Below are 24,777 nucleotides of genomic sequence, written 5' to 3'. Positions count from 1 at the left end.
CAATGCCGCAATCGATAAAGAAAAATGCGGAAGACCGCATGGAGAAAGCGATTGGTTCGCTCAAACGGGAACTGGCTACCTTGCGGGCCGGACGCGCTACACCGGCGCTGCTTGACCGCATCCAGGTGGAATACTACGGATCGATGACGCCTGTCAACCAGTTGGCCAACATTAATACGCCTGATTCGCGGACACTGATGATTCAGCCTTGGGATAAAAGCTCCGTATCGGCCATTGAGAAGGCGATTTTGAAGTCCGATCTCGGTCTTACGCCTTCGAATGACGGTTCCTCGATCCGGATCGTTATTCCGGCATTAACCGAAGAACGCCGCGGCGAGCTTGTCAAGATGACCAAGAAGTTCGGAGAAGAAGCGAAAGTCGCCATTCGCAACATTCGCCGCGATGCCAACGACGAAATCAAGAAACTTGAAAAGACAGGAATTTCCGAGGATGAATCCCGGCGTCACCAGGAGGATATCCAGAAATTTACCGATAAATATATTGCCGAAGTTGATAAAGTGCTGCAGGCGAAAGAAAAAGAAATCACCGAAGTGTAAAATGCAGGAACCCCCCTTTCTGAAGGGGGCTTTTAGTCTTTCCTGATGGGGGATTGGGGAATGAAACCTTTCAAAAAATGGTTTGGAAGCAAGACGGAAGGCGATGATACCGCCTCGAGGCTTTCTGCTGACAATATTCCGAACCATGTGGCTGTCATTATGGACGGGAACGGCCGATGGGCGCAAAAACGGAGCTTGCCTCGGGTCGCGGGTCACCATTCCGGCATGAAGAACGTAAAGAAGATTACGATGGCTGCGAACAACATCGGGGTACAGGTTTTGACGTTGTACGCCTTTTCCACGGAAAACTGGAAACGTCCCAAGGAAGAAGTCGAGTACTTGATGAAGCTTCCGCTTGAATTTTTTCCGAAAGAAATCGACGAGCTGATCTCAAATAACGTTCAAATCCGAATGACAGGATGGAAGGAAGGCTTGCCTGATTATACTCTGAAGGCGATCCAGGACGCGATTGACCAAACGAAGCACAACACCGGACTGATCTTAAATTTTGCGCTCAATTACGGAAGTCGGAAAGAGATGCTGAGTGGCGTTCAAAGACTCGTGCAGGATGCAAGAGATCAGAAAGTGAATGCCGAGGAGATCGACGAAGCATTGTTCTCCAAATATTTGCTGACCGATCCGCTGCCGGATCCGGATTTGCTCATTCGCACAAGCGGCGAGCTGCGAATCAGCAATTTTATGTTATGGCAGCTAGCCTATTCGGAACTGTGGTTTACCGAATTATGCTGGCCCGAGTTTACCGAAGAACATTTCTACGAAGCGGTTCTGGAGTACCAGCGTCGTGCCAGAAGATACGGCGGTTTGTAAAGATGATGGAGGAATGGAATTGAAGCAGCGGATCACAACTGGAATTATCGCAGGGTTGGGATTTTTCATCCTGCTGTATTTAGGCGGTTACTGGTTTGCGGGACTGATCGTCGCATTGTCCGTCATCGGTTATGACGAGTTTTTGCGCATGAATGGACTCAAGAACAGCAAGGCGATACAAATCATCGGTTTTGCCGGCGTCATCCTCCTAACGCTGCCGTGGGGATGGGGCGGCCTAACAGCAGCCCACCTGGCTTGGCTGCTGATGTTTTTATTCATGGCCGCCACGGTGATTTCGAAAAATAAGATCACCATCGACCATATCGCTATGGCTTTTTTAGGCGTGCTGTACGTCGGCATCGGCTTCCATTTCATGATTGCAACCCGGTGGATTGAGGGCGATGGGATGTTTTGGACGCTTTTTGTGTTTTTTTGCATATGGGCTACCGATTCGGGAGCGTATTTTACCGGCTCGTATATCGGCAAAACACCGCTGTGGCCGACCATATCTCCGAAAAAATCGGTGGAGGGCGCCATCGGCGGAACCATCATTTCGGTCGTGGTAGCGCTTGTTTTTGCTTATTTGCGCCCGGAGCTTGTATCTTACACCAAAGCGGTATATATCGGCGTGCTCATCGCCGTCGTCGGCCAGATGGGCGATTTGATCCAATCGGCTTACAAGCGCATCAAAGGGATTAAGGATACAGGGACACTACTGCCGGGACACGGCGGCGTGCTGGACCGGACCGACAGCTGGCTGATCGTTTTTCCGTTCCTGCACTTGTTTTCCTTATTCCCGCACGCTTAATACGACGCCAGAGGTGAACTACGTATGAAAAAAATAAGCATCCTAGGTTCAACCGGTTCCATCGGCACGCAAACGCTCGATGTCGTCTCGCATCATCCGGACCTTTTCTCGGTGGAAGGCATTGCAGGAGGCTACAATATTTCTCTGCTGGCGGAACAAATTCGGCGCTTTCATCCGAAAAAAGTTTCGGTCGCGACCAAAGCGCTAGCAGATCAATTGGCTGCACAAGTTCCATCCGGCGTACAGCTGTTTTACGGTCCGGAAGGGCTGCTGGAAGTAGCGGCCGGAACGGAGGCGGACATCGTCGTGACGGCACTGGTAGGAAGCCAGGGACTCCAGTCGACGCTAGCCGCCATCGAAGCGGGTAAGCAAATCGGACTTGCGAACAAGGAAACGCTTGTCAGCGCAGGCCACCTTGTAACGAAACATGCCGCAAAGTGCGGAGTGAAGCTGCTTCCAATCGACAGCGAACATTCGGCCATTTTCCAATGTTTGAACGGGGAATCGCTTGACGATATACATAAGATTACATTGACCGCGTCCGGCGGTTCTTTTCGGGACCGTACGCGGGAGGAATTGAAGGATGTGACGGTCGCCGAGGCGCTTAAGCATCCGAATTGGTCCATGGGAGCCAAAATTACAATCGATTCGGCGACGATGGCCAATAAAGGCTTGGAGGTCATCGAAGCGCACTGGTTATTCGGCTTGTCCTACGATCAGATCGAAGTGCTGATCCATCCGGAAAGCATCATTCACTCGTTTGTCGAGTTCAAAGACTATAGCATTATTGCCCAGCTCGGACTGCCCGATATGCGCGTGCCGATTCAGTATGCGCTCACGTATCCGCAGCGGCTGCCGACGCCTTCGGCCCGGCTACGGCTTTCCGAAATCGGCAGGCTGAATTTCCGCGAGATGGACTATGACCGTTTTCCTTGCCTGCGCATGGCGTTTGAAAGCGGCCGAGCCGGAGGGTCGACGCCATCCGTTTTTAATGCGGCGAATGAAGTCGCCGTCGAGCGTTTTTTGCAAGGGAAAATCAAATTCCTGCAGATCGAGGATGTCATCGCGGAAACGTTGGACAAGCATGAAAAAGTCGATTCTCCCGAACTGGAGCAAATTATCGAGATCGACCGTTGGGCGAGGCATACCGCGGCAATCATTTAATAACGATCCGAAATCTATTTTTTTACAGATCCAGGAGTATGTTTTCGGCGGCCTAACAATATGTTCATAACAATGGGTCAACTTGTATTCCCGGCGGCATTAATGTTAATCTTAAGAAAAGCCGCGCCCAGGCAACAGATGACTGATCGTGAACATTCGGGCTTAAGGAGGCCGCAAAGTATTGGCTACGGTACAGAATATATTGCAAATTGTACTTTTGTTTTTTGTGCTCGTCTCAATCCATGAGTGGGGACATTACTATTTCGCCAAGCGCGCGGGAATATTGGTGCGGGAATTTGCCATCGGTTTTGGTCCGAAGCTGTTTTCGTTCGTGCGCGGTGAAACCCGTTATACGCTGCGGCTTTTGCCGATCGGCGGCTTTGTAAGAATGGCCGGAGAAGATCCGGAAATCGTGCAAATCAACCCGGGGCAGCGCATCGCCGTTTCATTAACGGATAACCAAATTACCCATATTTTTTTGAATGATTTCGACAGCCGCAGCAACGCCATCGAAGGCGTTGTCGAGCAGATCGATCTGGAGCAAGAGCTGTTTATCCGGATGGACGTCGACGGCGTGATCGAGCGTTATGCCGTGCATCCGCAAGCGTTCATGGTCGCGAAGGATAAAGAAACGCAGATCGCCCCTTGGAACCGGCAGTTCGGCAGCAAAACCGTAGGTCAAAGGGCACTGTCCATTTTCGCCGGGCCGATGATGAACTTCATTCTGGCATTCGTTTTATTCGTGACGGTCGTATTTGTCGCCGGTGTCCCGGACAAAGTCAAAATTCAAGATACGTCCGCCGGGATGCCCGCGCAAAAAGCCGGCCTTCAAACCGGGGACATCATTTTGAGCGTAGACGGCCAGCAAATCGGCGCGAATCAAAGCAAGCTGACCACTCTCATCAAGCAGTCTCCAAATAAGACCATGGTGTGGGTTGTCGAGCGTAACAATGAGCAGCTGCGTAAGGAAGTGACGCCGGAGCTGATCGACGGGACCATTCGTGTAGGGGTCGTTCTCATTCCGCAGACGCGGCCCGCATCCCTAGTAGAAGGGTTTACGAACGGTTGGAACAGCTTAACGTCGGCGACGATGATTATTTTGGACGGCTTCAGACAGTTAGCGACGCTCCAGATCAAGATGGACGACCTCGGCGGACCGGTTCGTATCGTCGAGTTTACAAGCGAGCAGGCAAGCGCCGGACTTGCGCAATATATTACGTGGACCGCGATCATGAGCTTGTACCTCGGTCTGTTCAACCTGCTTCCGATACCTGCACTCGACGGCAGCCGTCTCGTATTTCTGCTGCTTGAGGCGCTTCGCGGCAAGCCGGTCGATCCGAACCGTGAAAGCATGGTGCATTTCGTCGGCTTCGCGATGCTGATGCTTTTGATGATTGCCGTAACGTACAACGATATATTAAGATTGATTAAAGGGTAAGAGTTGCCGTAAGTAGGGGGATAACGATGTCGAACGAAAAGCAGTTTGTAAAGGAAATAACGCCGCAGAGCGAAGATTTTTCACGCTGGTATATCGATGTCATCAAGAAGGCGGACCTGATGAGCTACTCGCCTGTCCGCGGGTGCATCGTATTTAAGCCGGACGGCTACGAGCTGTGGGAAAACATTCAGCGCGAGCTGGATCAACGCTTTAAAGAAACGGGTCATCGCAATGCTTATTTTCCGCTTTTTATCCCGGAAAGCTTCTTTCAGAAGGAGAAGGAGCACGTTGAGGGCTTCAATCCGGAGCTGCCTTGGGTAACCGAAGCGGGAGGCGAGAAGCTGGAGGAACGGCTGGCGATTCGTCCGACGTCGGAGACGATGATTGGGCATATGTATGCGGAATGGATCAATTCGTACCGCGATTTGCCGCTGTTGATCAATCAATGGGCAAACGTCGTTCGTTGGGAGAAAAGAACGCTGCCGTTTTTGCGCACAAGCGAGTTTTTGTGGCAGGAAGGCCATACGGCGCACGAGGATGAGACGGACGCACGTAAAGAAACGATGCAGATGCTGGAAATATACCGCGATTTTGCGGAGAACTTCCTGGCGATTCCGGTTATTATGGGGCAAAAGACGCCTTCGGAGAAGTTTGCCGGAGCGGTTGACACCTTCTCGATCGAAGCGATGATGAAGGACGGCAAAGCGGTGCAGGCGGGTACCTCCCATTACCTGGGAACAAACTTCGCCGTAGCGTTCGATATCAAATATTTGGACCGCGAAAACCAGCATCAATTTTGCCATACGACGTCCTGGGGCGTCAGCACCCGCCTGATCGGCGCACTGATTATGATTCACGGCGACGACCGCGGACTTGCGCTGCCGCCGAAGGTCGCGCCGACTCAAGTCATCATGATCCCGATCGGGCCGCCGAAGACGCGCGAGCAGGTGGTCGGCCGCGTCAACGAACTGTACGCACAGCTCAAGCAAGCCGGTGTCCGCGTAAAAGTGGATGACCGTCCGGATCAAAGCCCGGGCTGGAAATTCAACGAGTACGAAATGCGCGGCGTTCCGGTACGGGTAGAGCTCGGCCCGCGCGATATGGATAACGGGCAAGTGGTGCTGGTATCCCGGATTACTGGGGAAAAACGTGTCGTATCGCAAGAGAATTTTGTAGAAGAAGTGCAAAAACTGTTGACGGAAACGCAGCAGGAAATGTATGATCGAGCCAAGCGGTTTCGCGATGAGAACTTGACCGAGGCGGACACGCTGGACGAGTTCAAAGCGTTCCTTGAGGAGAAGCGCGGCTTTGCGCTTGCCGGATGGTGCGGCTCGGACGCCTGCGAAGCGCAAGTGAAGAACGAGACCGGAGCAACGAGCCGGAACATTCCGTTCAAGCCGGAAGCGACCAAGTCCAAATGTCTGGTATGCGGAGAAGACGCGAAACATACTGTCGTGTTCGGCAGAGCTTACTAAGCTTACATAAAGGGCAAAAATTGGGAGGCAGTTACAACCGTTCCTACGACGCTAGCGTTGGCGGTTGTCGACACACTTCATTCCATTTTGCCCTTTCCTTGTCTTAGGGCACGAATGACACAGCATATTTCATGAAATCGTCGGGGGATGGTTTCATGTCGGCGGCAGGATCGAAATGGGCGGTCCGGTTGCCGATTACGGGGAGGATCAGGATGAGCAATAGCAATTCGGCGCTGAAGCGGGACCGGTTTGAAATGCTGATGCATCAAGCCGGGGTGCCGGTGGACGTGGTGCAGTCTTTTTTCTCGGACGGGTATATCGATAAAGTGGAAACAAGCCGCAAAAACAAAGAGTGGACCTTTTATATCGTCAAAAGCCAAATTGTGCCAAGCGGCGTATATCGTTCTTTTTGCAAAATGATTCGAGATAAATATGCGCATATTGCGATGATTCGATTCGTACTGCAGTATACGAATGACGTCAAGCATGATGAAGTCGCCCACGAATACTGGGATATGTTCCTCGAATGGGTGCAGCGGGAAGCCGCATCGATCAACGGGTGGATGACGAAAGCGAAGATCGACGTTCAAGGCAACGTGCTCACGCTGCATTTGCTCGATACGATCGGGCTGGAATTGGCCAAGAAAAAAAATATCGGGCAATGGATACAAGATTATTTCAACCATTATTTCGGCGTCGAGTTTGTTGTCAAATATACGGTGGACGCCGCACGGGAAGAAGAGTTCGTCAAATTCGCCAAGAAGATCGAGCTCGAGGAAAAGGAAGTAACGAGCGTCATTATGACGGCGGTGGAAGCGGAGAATGAGGCAGCCGCGCAGCAGGATGAAGCGGAAGTAAAGCTGATGGCCGGCTATGACATTAAGGAACAGGCCGTACCGCTGCAAGACGTGAAAGACGAGGAAAAGAAAATAACGATTCAAGGTACGGTTTTTGGCCTCGATTCGAAGGAGCTTAAAAACGGCAGCACCTTGTTTATGTTCAATATAACCGATTTCTCCGATTCGTTGTCGGTGAAAGTGTTCGCCAAGACGAAAGAAGACGTAAAGATTTACAGTTTAATCAAAAACGGCACGTGGCTGAAATTGCGCGGAAGAGTGGAATACGATCGCTTTATGCAAATTCCGGAGCTGGTTATGATTCCTTCGGACGTCAACGAGATTATGGCGCCGCCGGAGCGAAAAGACAACGCCGAGGAGAAGCGCGTCGAGTTTCATCTTCATACGACGATGAGCACGATGGATGGGGTCACGTCGGTCGACCAATATATTAAAACCGCCGCCCAATGGGGACACAAAGCGATCGCCATTACGGATCACGGTGGCATTCAGAGCTATCCTGAAGCAAACCATGCCGCGCACAAGCATCATATCAAAGTGATTTACGGCGTGGAAGCGAACATCGTCGACGATTCGGTGCAGGTCGTAATGAATGCCGCTGCAATCCCGCTCGTCGATGCGGAATATGTCGTATTCGATATCGAGACGACCGGGCTCTCCGTTACGAGCAATAAAATCATCGAAATTGCCGGCGTGAAAATGAAGGAAGGCAAAGAAATCGGACGCTTCGCAACGTTCATCAACCCGCACGAGCGGATTCCTTATCACATTCAGCAGTTGACCAACATCAACGACGATATGGTAAAAGATGCGCCGGAGCTTGCGGAGATGCTGCCCAAATTTATTGAGTTCGTGGGAGACAGCATTCTTGTAGCACATAACGCCAGATTCGATATCGGGTTTATACAGGCGAACTGCAAGCAGCTTGCATTGCCTGAGGTGACCAATGCCGTACTGGATACACTGGAGCTGGCGAGATTGCTGTTCCCGACGATGAAAAATCACCGGTTGAACACGTTGGCTGACAAGTTCAAGGTCAGTCTGGAAAACCATCACCGCGCGATCGACGACTCTATTGCGCTTGGTCATGTTTTATTCCACTTGCTGAAAGAATCAGGGGATCGTGGCTATGCAACGCTAGAACAATTGAACGACCGGGCCGGCAAAAGTCTCAATACGCAAAGACCGTTCCACTGCTGCATCTATGCCAAGAACATGACTGGCAAAAAAAACTTGTACACGCTCATATCTCTTTCCCATACGGAATATTTTCATCGCGAGCCGCGAATCCCGAAAAGCAAGCTGATGGCGATGCGCGAAGGCTTGATCATTGCCTCCGGCTGCGAGAAGGGCGAGTTTTACGAGACGGTGCTGAACAAGTCGGTGGAAGAGGCCGAGATGGTGGCGGAATTTTACGATGTGCTCGAAATCCAGCCGATCTGCGTCAATATGCATCTTGTCGACAAGGGGCTTGTTGGCAGCGCTGTTCAGCTCGAAGATGCGAACCGGAAAATTATCGAGATCGGCCGGAAGCTCGGCAAGCCGGTCATCGCTACGGGGAATGTGCACTATTTGCATCCGCGCGAAAAAATTAGCCGCGATATTACGATTAACGGCATTACCGGGTTCAGTCCTTTAAAAGATATGCGCAAGCCGGATGTTCATTTCCGCACGACGAAAGAAATGCTGGAGGAATTCCGTTACTTGGGGGAGCAAACCGCTTATGATGTCGTCGTAAAGAACACGTCCGAGCTGGCCGATCAATTCGAGGAGTTGGAGCTGTTCCCGACCAAAGGGGGGCCGACCGACAACGGGTTGTTCACTCCGATTTTCGAAGGCGCTGACGAAGAAATTCGCAACACATGTTATGACACGGCGAAGTCGATTTACGGCGAACCGCTGCCGGAAGTCATTACGGCAAGGCTGGAGAAGGAACTCGTGCCGATCATCAAATACGGTTTCTCCGCGAACTATTTGATTTCCGAAAAGCTCGTGAAAAAATCGAACGCTGACGGCTATCTTGTCGGCTCACGGGGTTCAGTCGGTTCTTCGGTTGTCGCAACGTTTCTCGGCATATCCGAAGTTAACCCGCTTCCGCCGCATTACATTTGCAAGTCTTGCAAGCATAGCGAATGGATACTCGACGGCTCCGTCCCAAGCGGATTCGACTTGCCGGACAAAAATTGCCCGAACTGCGGCGAGAAATTGAAAGGCGAAGGGCAGGACATTCCGTTCGAAACGTTCCTTGGCTTTAAAGGAGACAAGGTGCCCGATATCGACCTTAACTTTTCAGGGGAGTATCAGCCGCACGCTCATAATTACACCAAAGTGCTGTTCGGGGAAAAACAGGTATTCCGTGCAGGGACGATCGGTACGGTTGCGGAAAAGACGGCCTTCGGCTTTGTTAAAAAGTACGAGGAAGGCCAAGGGGAAAAATGGCGCGGCGCTGAGCTGAGCCGTCTCGCCCTTGGCTGCACCGGGGTTAAACGAAGCACTGGCCAGCATCCGGGGGGCATTGTGGTTGTGCCGGATTACATCGATGTGAATGAGATTACGCCGGTACAGTATCCGGCCGACGATACGAGCTCGGAATGGATGACGACGCACTTCGACTATCACGCCTTCGACGCGAACCTGCTCAAGCTCGATATTCTCGGGCACGACGACCCGACGATGATGCGGATGCTGCAGGATTTGACGGGCGTCGATCCGACGACCATCCCGATGAACGACCCGAAGGTGATGAGCATGTTCAACTCCGTCGATTCGCTCGGAGTGACGCCGGAGCAAATCCGGACGACGGTCGCGACATACGGCGTTCCCGAGATGGGAACGAAATTCGTCCGCCAAATGCTGGAGGAAGCGAAGCCGTCGAGCTTCGCCGACTTGCTGCAGATTTCCGGACTTTCGCATGGAACCGGCGTATGGCTCGACAATGCGCAGGAACTGATCAAGAAAGGGATTTGTACGATCAAGACGGTGATCGGCTGCCGTGACGACATCATGCTGTATTTGATTTATAAAGCCGGTATGGATGCGGCATTGGCGTTCAAGATTACGGAAAGCGTGCGGAAAGGGAAAGGCCTGACGGACGAGTGGAAAGAGGAAATGAAGAAGTGCAACGTACCGCTCTGGTACATCGATTCGTGCGAGAAGATCCAGTACATGTTCCCTAAGGCGCATGCCTCGGCTTACGTCATTTCAGCCGTGCGCACCGCCTACTTTAAGCTTTATCATCCGATTGCTTACTATGCAACGTACTTTTCGGTTCGCGCCACCGATTTTGAGCTCGATGTGCTGTGCCAAGGATATGACGCGATATTGCGCAGACTCATCGAAATCGAGGAAAAAGGCTTCCAGGCACTGCCGAAGGAAAAAAATATGATTTCAATTCTCGAGATGGCACTTGAGATGACGGCACGCGGTTTTTCCTTCAAGAGCATCGATCTGTATAAATCCGATGCCACCAAATTTTTGATCGAAGGCGATTCGATAATCCCGCCGTTTTCCGCTCTGGCCGGCATCGGCGAAAATGCGGCAAAAAATATCGCCGCAGCCAAGGACGACGGACCGTTCCTCTCGATCGAAGATTTCCAGACGAGAAGCAAAGCGTCCAAAACGATCGTGGAGCTGCTCGGGAACATGGGCTGCTTCCGCGGGCTGCCGGAATCGAACCAGCTCTCCTTGTTTTAAAAGACAGCGAACGCCCGGACGGGAACGATGATGCACCCTTGCCTAATCTTGCATCGACACGGCACTTATGGTATAATCTGTTACGGTATCAATGTAATATTCTCGTGAGCAGAGAGTGGGGAAACCCACTCTTTACATTTTGTATACGGCATATAACCGTGAGGAGCGTTTCGGCGACCTTCACTGCTATAACGATAGGAGGAAAGCAGGTTGAGCACACACATCAAATCCATCGTGGAAGAGCTCGTTCGCCCTTTCTTGGACGAGAACGGATTTGAGCTTGTCGACATCGAGTATGTAAAGGAAGGCGGCAATTGGTTTTTACGCGTGTACGTCGATAAAGAGGGAGGTATCGATATCGACGACTGCGGACGCGTCAGCGAATTTTTGAGTGCAAGACTGGATGAGAAAGACCCGATCGAAGCTGCCTATTTTCTGGAGGTTTCGTCACCAGGCGCCGAACGTCCGCTCAAAAAAACGCAGGATTATCATAAAGCCGTCGGGGACCACGTATTCATCACAACGTACGAGCCGGTCGACGGGCTGAAGGAATTCGAAGGCATGCTCGTCTCTTTCGATGAGGAAACCGTCGTCGTAGAGATCGGCAAGAAGAAGCACAGCATTCCATACGCGAAAGTGGCCGGTGCCCGATTGGCTATTAAATTTTAACGCGCAGCCGTATTTTATGAGAGGGGGAACTCCGTTCAAATGAACATGGATTTTATCGAAGCACTGAATGAAATTGAAAGAGAGAAAGGCATTGCCAAAGATATTTTGATTGAAGCGATCGAAGCGGCGCTGATCTCGAGCTATAAACGAAATTTTAATACGGCGCAAAACGTACGTGTCGACATTAACCGCCATACCGGATTGATCAAAGTATACGCCCGCAAAACCGTCGTCGACGAAGTGCTGGATCCGCGACTGGAAATTTCGCTCGACGCTGCACGGGAAATCAACGGCAACTATCAATTGAACGATATCGTGGAAATTGAAGTGACGCCGCGGGATTTCGGACGCATTGCCGCCCAAACCGCCAAACAAGTCGTGACGCAGCGTATCCGTGAAGCCGAGCGGGGACTTATTTACAACGCTTATGTTGATAAGGAAGAAGATATCGTCAACGGCATTGTCCAGCGGCAGGATCAACGCAATTTGTATATCGACCTCGGCAAAATCGAAGCGGCCATGCCGCTAGGCGAGCTGATGCCGACAGATAAATTCAAGCAGGGAGACCGGGTCAAAGCGTACATTACGAAAGTGGAAAACACGACCAAAGGCCCGCAAATTATATTGTCCCGTACCCATCCGGGGCTGCTGAAACGGCTGTTCGAGCTGGAAGTACCGGAAATTTTCCAAGGGGTCGTCGAGATTCGTTCCGTCGCCAGAGAAGCCGGCTTCCGCTCCAAGATCGCCGTTTATTCCCGTAACGCGGAAGTCGACCCTGTCGGCTCTTGCGTCGGCCCGAAAGGAATGCGCGTCCAAACGATCGTCACGGAGCTGAAAGGCGAGAAGATCGATATCGTGCGTTGGGTGGAAAACGTGGAAGAATATGTGGCCAATGCGCTCAGCCCGTCCAAAGTCCTCGAGGTGCATGTATTTGAAGCGGAGAAGATGGCTCGTGTCATCGTGCCGGATTATCAGCTTTCGCTTGCGATCGGGATTAAAGGACAAAATGCAAGATTGGCTGCAAAATTGACCGGCTGGAAAATCGATATTAAGAGTGAAACACAGGCGGAGCAGGAATACGGCCGTCCGAAATCCGAGTCCGACGGGATGCATCAGGATTCGGTCAGTATCGATTAAAAGACGCATCGTGCGGGGAGGGGATGAGATCCGATGAAGCCAAGAAAAATACCTCTGCGTAAATGTGTCGCCTGCCAGCAAATGATGGCGAAGAAAGAGCTGATCCGCGTGGTCAAAACGCCAAACGATGAGCTTTTGATCGATTTGAGCGGCAAAAAGGCCGGCCGGGGCGCTTACTTATGCGGGAAACTTTCCTGCTTCAAGCTGGCCAAAAAATCTCGAGCGCTCGACCGCGCGTTGAAATCTACGGTATCACCGGAAATATACGATTCGCTTGAGCAAGATTTCATCAAGGTGGAAGACGAATTTATAGCCGGAAAAGACGCGGTGGATGACGAGGATGAATAAAAACTTTTTTTCCAATCTCGGGCTTGCGATGCGCGCCGGAAAGGTCATAACCGGTGAGGAAATGGTCATTCAATCGGTGCGCGGCGGGGAAGCGAAGCTTGTTATCGTAGCCGAAGACGCGTCGGAAAATACGCTCAAGAAAATAAATGATAAGTGCAGCTACTACGGAGTTCCCCTTCTACTGACAGGCCAAAGGGAACAGCTGGGAGACAGTATCGGCAAAGAGGCACGGGTCGCGATTGCGGTCACGGACGCCGGATTTGCGCGGATGCTTATGAAGCAGTAGGAAATTGTACGGAGGTGGACAGTATTGACGAAACAAGACAATAATAAAGATAAACTCAGAGTGTACGAATATGCCAAGTCATTGAATATGAGCAGTAAAGAGATTATTACGATTTTGAAAAGAATTGGAATTCCGGTCAACAATCATATGAGCGTAATGGAGAACGATGCGGTGGATAGTGTAGAGAAATTTTTCAAAGACGTAAAAGCAAACGCAGCAGCCAAACGAGATGGCGGAACAGGCGCCGGCGCCAAACCGCAAGAAAAGCAGCAGCCGAGAAACGAAAACAAGCAGCCGACGGTAGCGGTACAGCCGAAACCGGAACAAAAGCAGCAGGCACAAGTCCAATCGGCGACGCCAAGACCAACGAGCGGTGGACAGTCGCAACCCGACCGCAGACCGCAAGGACAAGGCGAAGGCGAAAATCGCCCGAGCCAGGGACAGGGTGGCAACGGCCAACAGCGGCAGGGGGACCGTCCAGGATTTGACCGTAATCGCGGTCAAGGACAAGGTCAGTCGGGTCAAAGTAACCGCGGAGGCGGTTATCAGGGCCAAGGCGGCGGTCAAGGCAATCGCGGAGGCGGTTATCAGGGCCAAGGCGATCGCAGACCGCAAGGCCAAGGCGGCGGTCAAGGCCAAGGCTATGGCGGCAATCCGAACAACCGCGGCGGCCAACAAGGCTCGTCCGGCGGCGGACAAGGAAACCGTGGACCAGGCCAGAGCCGTCCGCAAGGCGGCCAAGGTGCGGGTCAAGGTCAAGGCGGCCAAAGCGGCGGCCAACGTCGCAGCGGTGGCTTCGACCAACGCAGCGGCAATAACAGCGGCAGCAACAACGGCAATCGCAGCAGCGACAACAACCGTTTCAGTGCGTCGGCTCCCCCGAGACAGTTTACACCGCCGGCGGTGGATGCCGACAGGGACGATGCGAACAAGAACAAGGCGGCTAAGAAAACCAAACCGAACCAAAAGCGGTTCGACGATAATAAGCCAGGGGGCAACCGGGGTTCGCAGTACCGCGGCAATTCGAAGCATCAGGGCCGCGGCGGAAGAAATCAACAGGAAGCGCCAAAACCGAAAATCGATAACACGCCGAAGAAAATTATCGTGCGCGGCACAATGACCGTTGGCGAGCTTGCTAAATCACTGCATAAAGACGCTTCCGAAGTGATCAAGAAGCTGCTGTTCCTCGGCGTTATGGCAACGATCAACCAGGAACTCGATCTCGACGCCATTCAACTGCTCGCTTCGGATTACGGAGTAGAAGTCGAACTGAAAATTCCGGTCGAGGAAGACAAGTTCGAGCAGTTTGAAGAAAAAGACGAAGAAGAAGATTTGCTCGAACGTCCGCCGGTCGTAACGATCATGGGACACGTCGACCACGGGAAGACGACGCTCCTGGATGCTATTCGCAAAACGAACGTAACGGAAGGCGAAGCCGGAGGCATTACGCAGCATATCGGTGCGTACCAAGTGGAAACGAACGGGAAGAAAATTACGTTCCTGGATACGCCGGGCCATGAAGCGTTCACGTCCATGCGTGCCCGCGGCGCGCAAGTGACCGATATTACCATTATCGTCGTAGCCGCGGACGACGGCGTTATGCCGCAGACGATTGAGGCGATTGCCCATGCGAAGGCGGCCAAAGTTCCGATCATTGTCGCGGTGAACAAAATCGATAAGCCGGATGCGAATCCGGACAAGATCAAGCAGGAATTGACCGAATACGAGCTTGTGCCGGAAGAATGGGGCGGAGATACGATCTTCTGCAACATTTCCGCAAAGCAGCGTATGGGACTTGATAATTTGCTCGACATGATTCTTCTCGTTGCTGAAGTTCAGGAATTCAAAGCGAATCCGAACAAGCGTGCGAGAGGAACCGTTATTGAAGCGGAGCTGGATAAAGGTAAAGGCCCGGTTGCGCGTATTTTGATCCAGCACGGTACACTGAAGGTAGGCGACAGCTTCGTTGCAGGTGTATGCTTCGGCCGCGTGCGTGCCATGGTGAACGACAAAGGCAAGCGTCTTAAGGAAGCAGGCCCGTCCACACCGGTGGAAATTACCGGTCTGACCGAGGTGCCGCAAGCCGGTGATCCGTTCCTCGCCTTTGAGGATGAGCGCAAAGCAAGGGCGATCGCCGAGAAGCGCGCCGTCACGCTGCGACAGTCCGAGATGGGCGCCAACGCGCGGGTTACGCTTGATGAGTTGTATAAACAGATCAAAGAGGGTGAAATTAAAGACCTCAATGTGATCATCAAAGCCGACGTGCAAGGTTCGGCCGAAGCGCTCAAAGGCTCGCTCGAGAAGATCGACGTCGAAGGCGCGCGCGTTAAAATTTTGCACAGCGGCGTAGGCGCCGTTACCGAGTCCGACGTTATTTTGGCATCGGCTTCCAATGCGATCGTCATCGGCTTTAACGTTCGTCCGGAGCCGCAAGCGAAAAATACGGCAGACCAGGAAAAAGTAGATATTCGCCTGCACAGCATTATTTATAAAGTGATGGAAGAAATCGAGCAAGCGATGAAGGGCTTGCTTGACCCGACCTTCAAAGAAGTGGTCATCGGCCAGGCTGAAGTTCGCAACGTGTTTAAAGTTTCCAAAGTCGGTGCGATTGCCGGGTGTATGGTCACCTCGGGTAAAATTGCACGCAACGCTGAAGCCCGTCTTGTACGCGGCGGAATCGTCGTATACGAAGGTAAGATCGATTCCCTGAAGCGATTCAAGGATGACGCAAAAGATGTAGCGCAAGGCTACGAGTGCGGTATATCTCTCGATAAATTTAATGATATTAAAGAAGGGGATATCATTGAAGCCTTCGTAATGGAAACTGTTGAGAGGTGATACGGCATGGCCAAAATACGCGTCGGAAGAGTCGGGGAGCAGATCAAGAAGGAACTGAGTCAGCTTATTCAATCGGAACTGAAAGATCCGCGGATCGGCTTCATTACCGTTACCGGAGTTGACGTAACGAATGACTTCTCCCAGGCCAAAATATTTTTGAGCGTGCTCGGCAGCGATGAGCAAAAGGCCGAAACGCTCAAGGCGCTCTCGCGCAGCAGCGGCTTCCTTCGTTCCGAGCTCGGCAAGCGAATTCGGATGCGGAAAATTCCGGAACTGCTCTTCAAATTCGACGCCTCGATTGATTACGGCAGCAAGATCGAAACGCTGCTGCATCAAATCAATGATGAGAAGCCGGGTGTATGATGTTGGAGTCATACGAAGTTCATTTGAAGGAAGCAGCCGAATTTATTCGCGTGCATGATGATTTTCTGGTAGTGTCCCACGTCCAGCCGGACGGGGACGCTGCCGGTTCTACGTTTGCGGCGGCGTTTATTTTGAAGGCGTTAGGCAAACGGTTCACATTGATCAATGAAGGGCCGATCCCGGAAAAGTTTCAATTTCTTGGCGGTGATAATCCCGTCGTCCAGTACGCCTCACAAGCGCCGGAACGTAATTTCGCTTTTGTCATATCTGTCGATTGTGCCGATTTCGGGCGGATCGGAGAAGTGTACCAATGCTTTGAGCACGGTGCGAAGCTTCTCAACATAGATCACCATGCCACGAACGATTTGTTCGGGACCGTCAATTTGGTTCGAGCGGATGCGGCGGCAACTGTAGAGGTACTGTATGATTTGGCGGTGACGCTCGGCGTCGAATTCACGCCGGAGCTGAACGATTGCATTTATACCGGTCTTTTGACTGATACCGGGGGCTTTCGTTATTCCAGCACGTCGCCCAAGGTGCTTCAGATCGCAGCGGACCTGCTCGGCCGCGGCGTGAAAGGCCATGAGCTTGCGGAGAAGTTTTTGGAAACAATGACCATATCGCAAGTATCCCTATTGCGTAAAGGATTGAGCACGCTTTCGTTCGCGCATCGAAACCGGGTCGCCTGGCTGTCGGTCACTCTGGACGATTTGGCAGACACGGGCGCTTCGAATGACGATATGGACGGCTTGGTCAATTACGCGCGAAACGTCGAAGGCGTCGAGGTGGGGATGCTGTTTAAGGAAAAACAACCCGGCGTCGTCAAAGTAAGCCTTCGTTCAGGAGGACAAGCCGATGTGGCGGAAATCGCCAAACGGTTCGGCGGCGGCGGACATGTTCGTGCGGCCGGATGTACAGTATCCGGCTCTCTGAAAGAAGCGATCGACCAGGTCGTGAAGGAAGTAGGTAAGGCGCTCTCATGAGTTTGGAAGGCATATTGCCCGTATGGAAACCGAAAGGATTTACATCCCACGATGTTGTGGCCAAAGTGCGGCGCATTTTAAAAATCAAACGGATCGGGCATACCGGGACGCTGGATCCGGCTGTTACGGGTGTGCTTCCGCTCTGTATCGGACGAGCTACCCGATTGGTGGAGTACATCCAAGACTTGCCGAAGGAGTACGAAGCTACTTTGCGTCTTGGGCTCGCTACGGATACGGAGGATGCCGAAGGGAATGTGGTCGCCCGTGAGGAAGACGTCGGACGGAAACTTTCGCCGGAGCAAGTGACGGAGGCGATTTCGCGTTTCGTCGGCGACATTGAGCAGACCCCTCCGATGTACTCGGCCGTGAAGGTGGACGGCAAAAGATTGTACGAACTGGCCCGTGAAGGTATCGTTGTGGAACGCAAGGCTCGAACCGTCACGATTTACCGGATCGATATTCTCGAAACATCCTGGTCCGGCGAATATCCGGAGGTTCGCTTTCGCGTGCAGTGCTCGAAAGGAACGTATATCCGCACCTTGTGCGTCGATATCGGCAAAGCGCTCGGCGTTCCCGCAGTGATGGCCTTGCTAGTTCGCACGTCTACGGGCGCCATAGGACCGGAAAGCTGTCTCACATTGGAGCAGATCGAGGAATTGCATGCGCGGGGGGAGCTTGGCGACAAGCTGCTTTCGATGGAGCAGGCGCTCTCGCATATGCCTTCGGTTCGATTGAACGCGGAGCAAGCGGTACGAGCCGTTCAAGGGCAGAAGCTCCGTATGGACCGTTCGGACGGCCTTTTGACGGCGGTGCCGGATGGCGTTGTCCAGGTGGCCGGTTTTTCCGAAGATCACAAGCTTCTCGGTATCTTCGACTGGGATGGGGCGCAGCATCTGCTAACCCCAGTGAAAATATTTTCTTAGACATGCTGGTTCCATGCGATTTGACTTGCTTGTCAGAAATGAATTGTAGGTGACGAAATCTCCATGCAAACGGTTGAACTGCAGTATCCTCTGCAGAATGTTGAACCAAACGCCGGTCCGCAGGTGCTTGCGATCGGAGACTTCGACGGTGTGCATCTCGGACATCAGGAAGTGATTCATCGGGCCGTGCAGCGAGGCGCCGAGCTGCATGTGCCGGCGGCGATCATGACGTTCCATCCGCATCCGAGACAAATGCTAGGAATGGATACGTATACGAAAATTATTACGCCGCTTGCCGCAAAGCAGACGTTGCTGCGGGAGCTGCGCGTAAATACGACCTATATTGTAAACTTTAGCGAATCGTTTATGCACTTGACGCCGGAACAATTTGTGGAAAACATTCTGATTCCGCTCAACGTAAACAGCGTTTTCGTAGGCTTCGATTTCAGGTTCGGCCATAAAGGCGCCGGCACGCCGGATACGTTGTGCGAGCTCGCGAAAGGGCGGTTCGCAGTAGAAATTGTGAGGCAGTTTTCTTTGCAGGGCCGCAAAGTAAGCAGCACGCTGGTCAGAGAGCATTTGCTGCGCGGCGAAGTGAGGGAAGCGATGTCGCTGCTGGGCCGCCCGTACCTGCTGCGGGGAACGGTCGTGCACGGCGAAGCGAGGGGAAGAACGATCGGCTTTCCGACGGCCAATATCCGGGTTTCCGAGCCGTATATCATCCCTGCAAACGGCGTATATGCCGTTGAAGCCCGCGTAGGGGACCGCTTGTACGGAGGCGTCATGAACATCGGTGTGAAGCCCACGTTCGAATCGGATTTGGCGGAGCCGACGCTGGAGGTTCATCTATTCGATTTCTCTCAAGATATTTACGGTGAAGAAGTAGCGGTCAGCCTGATTGAATTCATACGGGAAGAACGCAAGTTTACATCCGTGCAGGAGTTGATTGCGCAGATCGCAAGCGATGCGGATAAAGCCCGATCCATCGTCCGAGAAAGAAAGTCCGTACAAAACTCGTAATTCATTTTACTTTTATGCGAGAGTTGTGTTATACTTTGAAACGTTGTCGATACGGTCCGACCGGATCGGCTGAATCGACACCTTGGCATGGAGCACCGAGCACTCCGACGGGCTCTGGGCTTTAGGTGATAGGAAACATACTATAATTATTATGGAGGTGACTCAGCATGGCATTGACACAAGAGCGTAAACAGGAACTGATCCAAACGCACAAGACGCATGAAAGCGACACAGGATCTCCTGAAGTACAAATTGCCATTCTTACGGAAAACATCGTGAACTTGACCAGCCATCTGAAGACGCACAAGAAGGATCATCATTCTCGTCGCGGTCTGCTGAAAATGGTCGGCCAACGCCGTAAGCTGCTTACGTATTTGAAAAACAAAGACGTAAAACGTTACAGCGCCCTGATCGAAAAACTCGGTCTGCGCCGTTAATCGTCAGCAAACAACAAAGCAACCACGTTTGTCACAGGTAGCGCGAACGCCTTCGGCGGTCGGATGCCAGGGCGGCGCGGTTGTTTTTCATATGGAGCGTAAATCCTTCCTAATGTTTTGCCGAAAAGAAGGAAATACTAGCCAGTATGCAGAAATGGATAAGTGAAGGTACATAAGCATTAGTAATCCGTTCTGAGGGACAAGCGTCCCAGAAAGGTACGGGTTCAATATTAAGGAGGTTGAATATGGAGAAAAAGGTGCAGATGGAGCTGGGCGGTCGCACGCTCATCCTTGAAACCGGCCGACTTGCGAAGCAAGCCAATGCAGCCGTCGTTGCCCGCTATGGGGAAACGGTGATTCTGTGTACGGTAACGGCTTCCGCAGAGCCGAAAGATCTTGACTTTTTCCCGCTCACCGTAAACTATGAGGAGCGGCTTTATTCTGTCGGGAAAATTCCCGGAGGGTTCATTAAACGGGAGGGACGTCCGAGCGAAAAGGCCATTTTGGCAGGCCGCTTGACGGACCGGCCGATTCGTCCGTTGTTCCCGGAAGGATTCCGGAACGATGTACAGATCGTAGCGATGGTCATGAGCGTGGATCAAGATTGCGCGCCGGAAATCGCGGCGATGATCGGTACGTCCGCTGCGCTCAGCATCTCCGATGTGCCGTTTAACGGTCCGGTCGGCGGTGTCATAGTAGGGCGCGTGGACGGTCAGTTCATCATTAACCCGACGTTGGAGCAAGCGGACAAAAGCGACATTCATCTGGTTGTGGCCGGAACGAAGGACGCGATTATGATGGTTGAGGCCGGAGCGGACGAAGTGCCGGAGGAAGTCATGCTGGAAGCGATCATGTTCGGGCATGATGAAATTCGCAAAATCGTTGCCATTCAGGAACAATTCGTTCTGGACACAGGCAAGCCGAAGATGGAAGTAAAACTGCACAGCGTTGACACCGAAGTAAATGAAGCGGTTCGCGCTTTCGCGAAAGAACGCCTCGTCGAAGCGATCAAAATTCCCGAGAAACACGCAAGACAGGAAGCAATCGACGCGGTCAACGCCGATGCGGTGCAGCATTTCACGGACGTGTATGCGGAAACGCCGGACTTGCTTGCCGATGTCAAAGAAACACTCTACGACATCGTCAAAGAAGAAGTGCGCCGCTTGATTACGCATGATAAGGTGCGCCCGGACGGTCGAGGGCTGGATGAAATTCGTCCGATCGAATGCGACATTAATTTGCTGCCTCGTACGCACGGCTCCGGTTTATTCACGCGCGGCCAAACGCAAGCACTCAGCGTATGTACGCTCGGCGCGCTCGGAGACGTTCAAATTCTCGACGGTATCGACCTCGAAGAAACGAAACGATTCATGCATCACTATAACTTCCCGCCGTTCAGCGTAGGGGAAGCCAGACCGCTTCGCCCGCCAGGCCGACGCGAAATCGGACACGGCGCTCTTGGCGAACGCGCGCTTGTTGCGGTTATTCCTTCGGAAACCGAGTTTCCGTACACGATCCGACTCGTATCTGAAGTACTCGAATCGAACGGCTCGACTTCTCAGGCAAGCATCTGCGCAAGCACGCTGGCCATGATGGATGCTGGCGTTCCGATCAAAGCACCGGTTGCCGGTGTTGCGATGGGTCTAATCAAGGACGGGGAGCATTTCTCGATTTTGACCGACATCCAGGGGATGGAAGACCATCTGGGCGACATGGACTTTAAAGTGGCAGGGACAGCCAAAGGGGTAACCGCGCTGCAAATGGATATTAAAATCGACGGAATTGACCGCGCGATTCTTACGCAAGCGCTGGAGCAAGCCAAGTCCGGCCGGATGCATATTTTGGGCAAAATGCTGGAACGGATCTCCCAGCCGAAGACGGAGCTTTCCCCCTATGCGCCGAAGATTCTTACGATGCAGATCAATCCGGACAAAATCCGCGACGTCATCGGTGCGGGCGGCAAGATCATCAACAAAATTATCGAAGAGACCGGCGTAAAAATCGATATCGAGCAAGACGGCCGCGTATTCATCGCTTCTTCCAATGAGCAAATGAACGAGAAAGCGCGTCAAATCATCGAAGGCATCGTTCGCGAAGTGATCGTTGGCGAAGTATACCTTGGTACGGTAAAACGGATCGAGAAATTCGGTACGTTTGTGGAAATTTTGCCGGGTAAAGAAGGTTTGGTGCATATATCCCAGATTTCCACCGAGCGCGTAGCCAAAGTGGAAGACGTCGTGAAGATCGGCGATAAAATTACAGTGAAAGTGACCGAAATCGACGCGCAGGGCCGCATCAATTTGTCGCGTAAAGCGGTACTAACCGCCGAAGCGCCAGCCCAAGCTTAATATTCGCTTAAGGGAGCTCCCTTCCCTTAAGCAAGTAAGAAGAAAGAGCCAGAGATGTCTGTCTCTTTTTTGTTATGTCCGGCCATCGGATCGGTTACGGCGACGCAATGGACTCCGCTTAGTTTTGCTGCTATTTGGCGCGCCTCAGCAGTGCACAGGAGACACTAGTTCGAAAAGCAGCCTGCGGATCATGGTCTAAACTTGTCCTGAGCCGCATAAGTATGGGACAATCAAGCTATGACGGGAGTCGTGTCATGAAGCGAAATCAATTATTGTTCGCGGCGCTGTGTCTCGGCGGTGTGACGTTTGGGCTGCAGCAATCGACCGCGGTAGACCGGTTTGTACAGTATGCTTACAATCATACCGGCGAAGTGGCGGTGAGCAGCTCCGGGGTAGCGGAGCTATCGCAGGGCGGCGGCATTTGGAGCGGCTGGGGGCAGCAGAACGAAAAACGCAAAGCGCAAGTGCTGGAACAGATCAAAGCGGAGGCCGAAAAACGTCGGGTGGAACCGATTGACGCCAAAATCGATTCGGTATGGAAAGCCATTCCGGGCTATAACGGGCTGGAAGTCGATATCGAACGCACGCTGGAGCTGGCCGAACAGCGCGCTTTTGCGGAACCGCTGCAGCTGCAGTACCGCGAAATTCCGCCGAAAGTGGGCCTTGAGGAGCTTGGCTCGCAGCCGATTTACAAGGGCAATCCGAACAAAAAGATGGTCGGTTTGATGATCAACGTCGCATGGGGCGACGAGTATTTGGCTCCGATGCTCGAGACGCTCCGCACCGAGAATGTTCACGCTACGTTCTTTTTTGACGGCACCTGGCTCAAAAAAAACATTCCGACCGCGCAAAAAATCGTAGAGGCGGGGCACGAACCGGGCAATCACGCATACACGCACAAGGATATGAGCAAGCTTGGCCGCGCCCAGCAAACGACGGAAATTTCCCGGACCGAAGCGCTTTTGAAGGAAGCGGGCCTGGAAAACAAGCTGTTTGCGCCTCCGTCGGGCGATTATAATAAAATGACCGTCGATATTGCGCATGAGCTGAACTTGAAGACCATTTTATGGACACTGGATACGGTGGATTGGAAAAAGCCCGACCCTTCGTCGGTCGTTCGGAAAATCGCGGATCGCGTGGAGCCGGGCACGCTGATACTCATGCATCCAACCGATACGAGCAACCGGGCGCTCAAAGGAATGATCCGTTCCATCAAAAGCAAAGGGCTTGCCCTCGGAACCGTCAGCGAAGTATTGTCGCCGGCAAGAATCCCCGAGGTTGAGTCGACAGGTCAATAATGTTAATATCTAAATATTATTGCTTCATCAAGGAGGCTATTGCTTGGAAAAACATACGCTTAACAACGGTCTCAGAGTCGTTTTGGAAAAAATTCCGACCTGTCGGTCCGTTGCTTTCGGCATCTGGGTGAAAACCGGATCGAGAAACGAAACTTCGCAAAATAACGGCATTTCCCATTTTATCGAACATATGCTCTTTAAAGGAACTGATAAATATTCCGCCAAGGATATCGCCGAAATTTTCGACGGCATCGGGGGCAACGTGAATGCCTTTACTTCCAAGGAATATACGTGCTATTACTGCAAGGTGCTGGATGAGCATTTGCCGCTTGCCGTCGAAGTGCTCTCCAATATGTTCTTTCATTCCGTATTCGATACCGGGGAACTGGAGAAAGAAAAAAACGTCATCTTCGAAGAAATCGCGATGTACGACGATACGCCGGACGATATGGTGCACGATTTGATCGCAAAGGCGGCGTTTGGCAGCCATTCGCTTGGGCAGACGATCATCGGCACGGAGCAAAATTTATCGGCGATGAGCTCGGATACTCTGAAAGACTACATGGCGAAGCATTATACCATCGCCAATACGGTGATCAGCATTGCCGGCAACGTAAACGACGATGTGATGGAGCTGATCGGCCGGCATTTCAGCGCGTTTTCCGTTGAAGGATCGACCACCGCTATCGAACAGCTCGGCTTCCATCACGAGCTGCAATATAAGCAGAAGAAGACCGAGCAAAATCATATCTGTCTGTCGCTGCCGGGATTATCGGCAAAGGACGAGCGGCTGTACGCGATGATTTTGCTGAACAACGCGGTCGGCGGCGGAATGAGTTCCAGACTGTTTCAGGAAATCCGCGAGAAGCGCGGACTGGCTTATTCCGTTTATTCCTATCATTCTTCGTACCAGGACGGCGGGCTGTTCACCGTGTATACGGGAACGGCGCCGAAACAGACAGAGGAAGTGCTGAAGGTTACGCTTGAGCTGCTTGGCGAGATCAAGGATAAAGGCTTGTCGCCGGCGGAGCTGCGAAAAGGGAAAGAGCAGATGAAGGGAAGTCTCATTCTCAGCCTGGAAAGCACAAGCAGCCGAATGAACCGTCTCGGCAAAAACGAGCTGATGCTCGGCCGTCATTACAGTCTGGACGAGATGATTGCACGAATCGAAGAGGTGGAGATGGAGCATATTCGCGAGCTGACGGCGGACATGATGTCCCATCCTTTCGCGTTAGCTATGGTAGGCACGTCCGATCAGGCGATTCAGGGGTTTAGGAGGGATCAGCTTGTCTGACGGGTTTCAAGTT

The 24,777-nt window shown here is 52.4% G+C and carries 20 protein-coding genes; all 20 read left to right on the top strand.

Annotated features, from left to right (window positions below; genetic code table 11):
- Nucleotides 1-2: 2 nt before the first annotated feature.
- Nucleotides 3-557: a ribosome recycling factor gene (frr, locus tag ACFQI7_RS04170; protein ID WP_218097334.1), complete on the top strand. Its 555-nt coding sequence runs from the start codon at nt 3-5 to the stop codon at nt 555-557.
- A 60-nt stretch (nt 558-617) separates the two neighbouring features.
- Nucleotides 618-1,385, top strand: a complete 768-nt coding sequence (locus ACFQI7_RS04165) for an isoprenyl transferase (RefSeq protein WP_218097335.1) — start codon at nt 618-620, stop codon at nt 1,383-1,385.
- 19 nt (nt 1,386-1,404) lie between these two features.
- Nucleotides 1,405-2,193 carry a phosphatidate cytidylyltransferase gene (locus tag ACFQI7_RS04160; protein WP_218097336.1) on the top strand — a complete coding sequence of 263 codons (789 nt, stop codon included), beginning with the start codon at nt 1,405-1,407 and terminating at the stop codon, nt 2,191-2,193.
- A 24-nt stretch (nt 2,194-2,217) separates the two neighbouring features.
- On the top strand, nt 2,218-3,357 hold the full coding sequence (locus ACFQI7_RS04155) for a 1-deoxy-D-xylulose-5-phosphate reductoisomerase (protein ID WP_218097337.1): 1,140 nt from the start codon (nt 2,218-2,220) through the stop codon (nt 3,355-3,357).
- Nucleotides 3,358-3,538: 181 nt separating this feature from the next.
- Nucleotides 3,539-4,795 (top strand): RIP metalloprotease RseP, encoded by a 1,257-nt coding sequence (gene rseP / locus ACFQI7_RS04150; protein ID WP_218097338.1) that lies wholly within the window; start codon nt 3,539-3,541, stop codon nt 4,793-4,795.
- Nucleotides 4,796-4,821: 26 nt separating this feature from the next.
- Nucleotides 4,822-6,270, top strand: coding sequence for a proline--tRNA ligase (proS, locus tag ACFQI7_RS04145; protein ID WP_218097339.1), 1,449 nt, complete (start codon nt 4,822-4,824; stop codon nt 6,268-6,270).
- A 212-nt stretch (nt 6,271-6,482) separates the two neighbouring features.
- On the top strand, nt 6,483-10,820 hold the full coding sequence (locus ACFQI7_RS04140; protein WP_218097340.1) for a PolC-type DNA polymerase III: 4,338 nt from the start codon (nt 6,483-6,485) through the stop codon (nt 10,818-10,820).
- 210 nt (nt 10,821-11,030) lie between these two features.
- On the top strand, nt 11,031-11,489 hold the full coding sequence (gene rimP / locus ACFQI7_RS04135; RefSeq protein WP_218097341.1) for a ribosome maturation factor RimP: 459 nt from the start codon (nt 11,031-11,033) through the stop codon (nt 11,487-11,489).
- Nucleotides 11,490-11,528: 39 nt separating this feature from the next.
- Nucleotides 11,529-12,626 carry a transcription termination factor NusA gene (gene nusA, locus ACFQI7_RS04130; protein WP_218097342.1) on the top strand — a complete coding sequence of 366 codons (1,098 nt, stop codon included), beginning with the start codon at nt 11,529-11,531 and terminating at the stop codon, nt 12,624-12,626.
- A gap of 33 nt (nt 12,627-12,659) precedes the next feature.
- Nucleotides 12,660-12,974, top strand: a complete 315-nt coding sequence (rnpM, locus tag ACFQI7_RS04125; protein WP_218097343.1) for an RNase P modulator RnpM — start codon at nt 12,660-12,662, stop codon at nt 12,972-12,974.
- Nucleotides 12,967-13,260: a YlxQ family RNA-binding protein gene (locus tag ACFQI7_RS04120; RefSeq protein ID WP_377516646.1), complete on the top strand. Its 294-nt coding sequence runs from the start codon at nt 12,967-12,969 to the stop codon at nt 13,258-13,260. The genes rnpM and ACFQI7_RS04120 overlap by 8 nt, the downstream gene beginning before the upstream one ends.
- A gap of 24 nt (nt 13,261-13,284) precedes the next feature.
- Nucleotides 13,285-16,098 (top strand): translation initiation factor IF-2, encoded by a 2,814-nt coding sequence (infB, locus tag ACFQI7_RS04115; RefSeq protein ID WP_218097345.1) that lies wholly within the window; start codon nt 13,285-13,287, stop codon nt 16,096-16,098.
- A 6-nt stretch (nt 16,099-16,104) separates the two neighbouring features.
- Nucleotides 16,105-16,461 carry a 30S ribosome-binding factor RbfA gene (gene rbfA, locus ACFQI7_RS04110; protein WP_218097346.1) on the top strand — a complete coding sequence of 119 codons (357 nt, stop codon included), beginning with the start codon at nt 16,105-16,107 and terminating at the stop codon, nt 16,459-16,461.
- Entirely contained in the window at nt 16,458-17,444 is a 987-nt protein-coding gene (locus ACFQI7_RS04105; RefSeq protein WP_218097347.1) for a DHH family phosphoesterase, read from the top strand. Before rbfA ends, ACFQI7_RS04105 begins: the two co-directional genes overlap by 4 nt.
- On the top strand, nt 17,441-18,367 hold the full coding sequence (gene truB / locus ACFQI7_RS04100) for a tRNA pseudouridine(55) synthase TruB (protein ID WP_218097348.1): 927 nt from the start codon (nt 17,441-17,443) through the stop codon (nt 18,365-18,367). The genes ACFQI7_RS04105 and truB overlap by 4 nt, the downstream gene beginning before the upstream one ends.
- Before the next feature lie 63 nt (nt 18,368-18,430).
- Nucleotides 18,431-19,387: a bifunctional riboflavin kinase/FAD synthetase gene (locus ACFQI7_RS04095; protein WP_218097349.1), complete on the top strand. Its 957-nt coding sequence runs from the start codon at nt 18,431-18,433 to the stop codon at nt 19,385-19,387.
- A gap of 167 nt (nt 19,388-19,554) precedes the next feature.
- Nucleotides 19,555-19,824, top strand: a complete 270-nt coding sequence (gene rpsO, locus ACFQI7_RS04090) for a 30S ribosomal protein S15 (RefSeq protein WP_218090354.1) — start codon at nt 19,555-19,557, stop codon at nt 19,822-19,824.
- Between the two features lie 245 nt (nt 19,825-20,069).
- Entirely contained in the window at nt 20,070-22,172 is a 2,103-nt protein-coding gene (gene pnp, locus ACFQI7_RS04085; protein WP_218097350.1) for a polyribonucleotide nucleotidyltransferase, read from the top strand.
- 254 nt (nt 22,173-22,426) lie between these two features.
- Nucleotides 22,427-23,470 carry a polysaccharide deacetylase family protein gene (locus tag ACFQI7_RS04080; RefSeq protein ID WP_218097351.1) on the top strand — a complete coding sequence of 348 codons (1,044 nt, stop codon included), beginning with the start codon at nt 22,427-22,429 and terminating at the stop codon, nt 23,468-23,470.
- Nucleotides 23,471-23,513: 43 nt separating this feature from the next.
- Nucleotides 23,514-24,764 (top strand): M16 family metallopeptidase, encoded by a 1,251-nt coding sequence (locus ACFQI7_RS04075; protein WP_218097352.1) that lies wholly within the window; start codon nt 23,514-23,516, stop codon nt 24,762-24,764.
- Nucleotides 24,765-24,777: the final 13 nt, after the last annotated feature.

Origin of the sequence: Paenibacillus allorhizosphaerae (genome assembly GCF_042659105.1) — a bacterium.
Classification (GTDB): domain Bacteria; phylum Bacillota; class Bacilli; order Paenibacillales; family NBRC-103111; genus Paenibacillus_G; species Paenibacillus_G allorhizosphaerae.
This window is presented reverse-complemented; position numbering and strand designations above follow the sequence as displayed.